The following is a 2,859-nucleotide window of genomic DNA, read 5'->3' on the forward strand; positions in this document are numbered from 1 at the left end:
AGTGGGAGCCTCGGTGCGCCTGTATAGTAAATATAGTTAGGAGTCGGTAAATTGTTATCGTCAAAGATGAATTGGAAAATACGCAAATCAGAAGTTGATGATTCTGTAAGCAGGGAAATCATTCAGGCTACAGGTTTATCAGAAAAATTCGTCGTGCTTTGCATGCAGCGAGGTTTGGAAACAAAAGAGCAAATCAAAGCTTTCATTGATGGCGCCGAAATGGAATTTCATGATCCGTATCTGCTGCATGATATGGATAAGGCGATTCACCGCTTGATGGAAGCTATTGAGGCTGGAGAAGAAATCGTCGTTTATGGGGATTATGATGCGGATGGCATCACAAGTACAAGCATCCTCGTGGAAACGATAGAAGTATTGGGCGGCAATGTCGGCTATTACTTGCCGAATCGTTTCACGGATGGTTACGGCCCCAATGCTGCTGCATTCAAGAAATTGATTGAGAACGGAGCCCAACTGATCCTGACTTGCGATAACGGGGTTTCCGGTCAGGAACCGATAGCGATGGCAAAAAAAATGGGCGTGGATGTCATTGTTTCCGACCATCACGAATTGCCAGATGCGTTGCCGGATGCGTATGCCATCATCCATCCGAAACATCCTGCCGGATCCTATCCTTTCCCGGATCTTTCAGGAGCAGGTGTCGCTCTGAAAATTGCAGCGGCCTTGTTGGGGGAAATGCCTTATGAATCGCTCGATTTGGCAGCTATCGGTACCGTTGCGGACCTTGTCAGTTTGACAGGCGAGAATCGTTGGATCGTGAAACAGGGACTGCAAGTCATGAAACAAACGCATCGGCTCGGTTTGGCTGCGCTGATGGAATCTGCGGGAATAGACGTGGCCAATTTGGACGAGGAAAGCATCGGTTTCATCATCGGTCCGCGTTTGAATGCAGTCGGTCGGTTGGAGGATGCGGGTCCAGGTGCAGAACTGATGCTGTCATTCGATGAGGAAAAAATAGCCGAATTGGTTGCTTATATACAGGAAAAGAATGTCGAGAGACAGGGGATTGTCCAATCCATCCATGAAGAAGCCAGTGCCGAACTGGCGAAGAACGAAAGCCTGCCGGATGTTGTCGTGTTGGGCAACAAGAATTGGCACGAGGGCGTTCTTGGAATCGTTGCAAGCAAGTTGGTCGAGGAATTCGGGCGTCCGACTATCTTATTCCGCATCGACGAAAAAACTGGTATCGCGAAAGGGTCGGCCCGCAGTACGGAAGCGTTGGATATCTATACGGCACTGAACGATTCAAAAGACCTGCTTACAAAGTTCGGAGGGCACAAAATGGCAGCGGGCATGAGTCTTCCCGCTGCTGATTTGTCAGCCTTCAGTGAAAAAATAAACAGCTACGCGGCCCTTTATCATGATGCGATTGTGTTGGGTGAATCCATTTATATAGACGCCATGCTGCCGCTTGGTGATGTCACACTGCCGTTTTTGAAGGAATTGGAATTGCTCAAACCATACGGGACTGACAATCCAAAGCCTATATTCGGCTTCCAAAATGTGCCGTTGACAGATATCAGGCAGATCGGTGCGGACAACAAACATCTGAAATTCAAGCTTAAGGACAAAAATCTCTTTCTGGATGTGATTGGCTTCAACAAGGGGAGCATCAGCAACCACTTGAACGAGGCAGATGTCGTTTCTCTGATCGGGGAACTTTCGATCAACGTTTGGCGGGACAGCGCGAAACCGCAACTGCAACTGAAGGACATAAAAAACAAACATGTCCAGTTTTTTGACAAACGGAGTTCGATTATCCAAGAATCGGTATTGGCTGTGGAAGATGCCCTGTATCTATTTTCGACTTCCGGTATCATGAAACAATATTATGAGCGCATCCCAAACAGTTCGAACGCTGCGTTACTCACTGACAATACAGCGGATGCTCTTCAGGATGTCAGTGCAAGCAACTTGGTGCTCTTCGAATGCCCCTTGAAGATGGATTTGTTGGCTGATCTTTTAAAGAGCAATCAGTTTGAAAATGTGTATGTCGTCTCTCATGAAACAAACAGCGTTTACGCAGACGGCGTCCCTCCTAAAGACCAGTTCGCAAAGTTCTACCAATACATCCGTTCCCATAAGGATATCGATGTGAGAAATCGGTTAGATGCCTTAGCAAAATACTTAAAAATCAAAAAAAATCTTGCCATTTTTATGATTCAAGTGTTTTTGGAGGCGGGATTTGTTACAATAGACAATGGTTTCATCAATGAGGTCCAAAACCCTGTCAAAAGGGCTTTGGACGACACCCAGGTATACAAAGATCGCCTGCAGAAAATGGAAGCTGAAAAGGTATTCATCTACAGCCCATTTTCGCAGTTGACGAAATGGTTGAATGAACAGATGATGGTACAATAATTAGGAGGAACACAGAATGGACTTGAAACAATATATTGCTGATGTCAAAGATTTCCCGGAGCAAGGCATCATTTTCCGAGATATTTCACCCTTGATGGCGAACGGAGAAGCTTACCGTTATTCGATCAAAGAAATCGTGAAATATGCGCAGGACTTGAATGTCGATAAGGTAGTCGGACCCGAAGCGCGTGGGTTTATGGTCGGTTGTCCGGTCGCTGTGGAATTAGGCTGCGGATTCGCAATGGCCCGTAAAAAAGGCAAATTGCCGCGCGAAACGGTGGAAGTATCCTATGGACTGGAGTACGGAAAAGCAACGCTGCAATTGCATCAAGATGCCATCCTGCCTGGTGACAAAGTTCTGGTTTGCGATGATTTGTTGGCAACTGGCGGCACTACAGCCGCAACCATCGAATTGGTGGAAAAATTAGGCGGAGAAGTCGTCGGTTTGGCATTCCTGATCGAGTTGCTGGATTTAAA

2 protein-coding genes are annotated in these 2,859 nt (G+C 46.7%); both read left to right on the forward strand.

The window, feature by feature from the left end; all coding sequences use genetic code 11:
• The first annotated feature begins 51 nt into the window (after positions 1 to 51).
• The gene (recJ, locus tag WBM30_RS04385) at positions 52 to 2,382 is read left to right on the forward strand and encodes a single-stranded-DNA-specific exonuclease RecJ (protein ID WP_424899556.1); all 2,331 of its coding nucleotides are present in this window, start codon (positions 52 to 54) and stop codon (positions 2,380 to 2,382) included.
• 16 nt (positions 2,383 to 2,398) lie between these two features.
• On the forward strand, positions 2,399 to 2,859 hold a 461-nt coding region (locus WBM30_RS04390), incomplete at its 3' end, for an adenine phosphoribosyltransferase (protein WP_424899557.1).

It is taken from the genome of Trichococcus sp., assembly GCF_049684335.1.
Lineage (GTDB): Bacteria > Bacillota > Bacilli > Lactobacillales > Aerococcaceae > Trichococcus.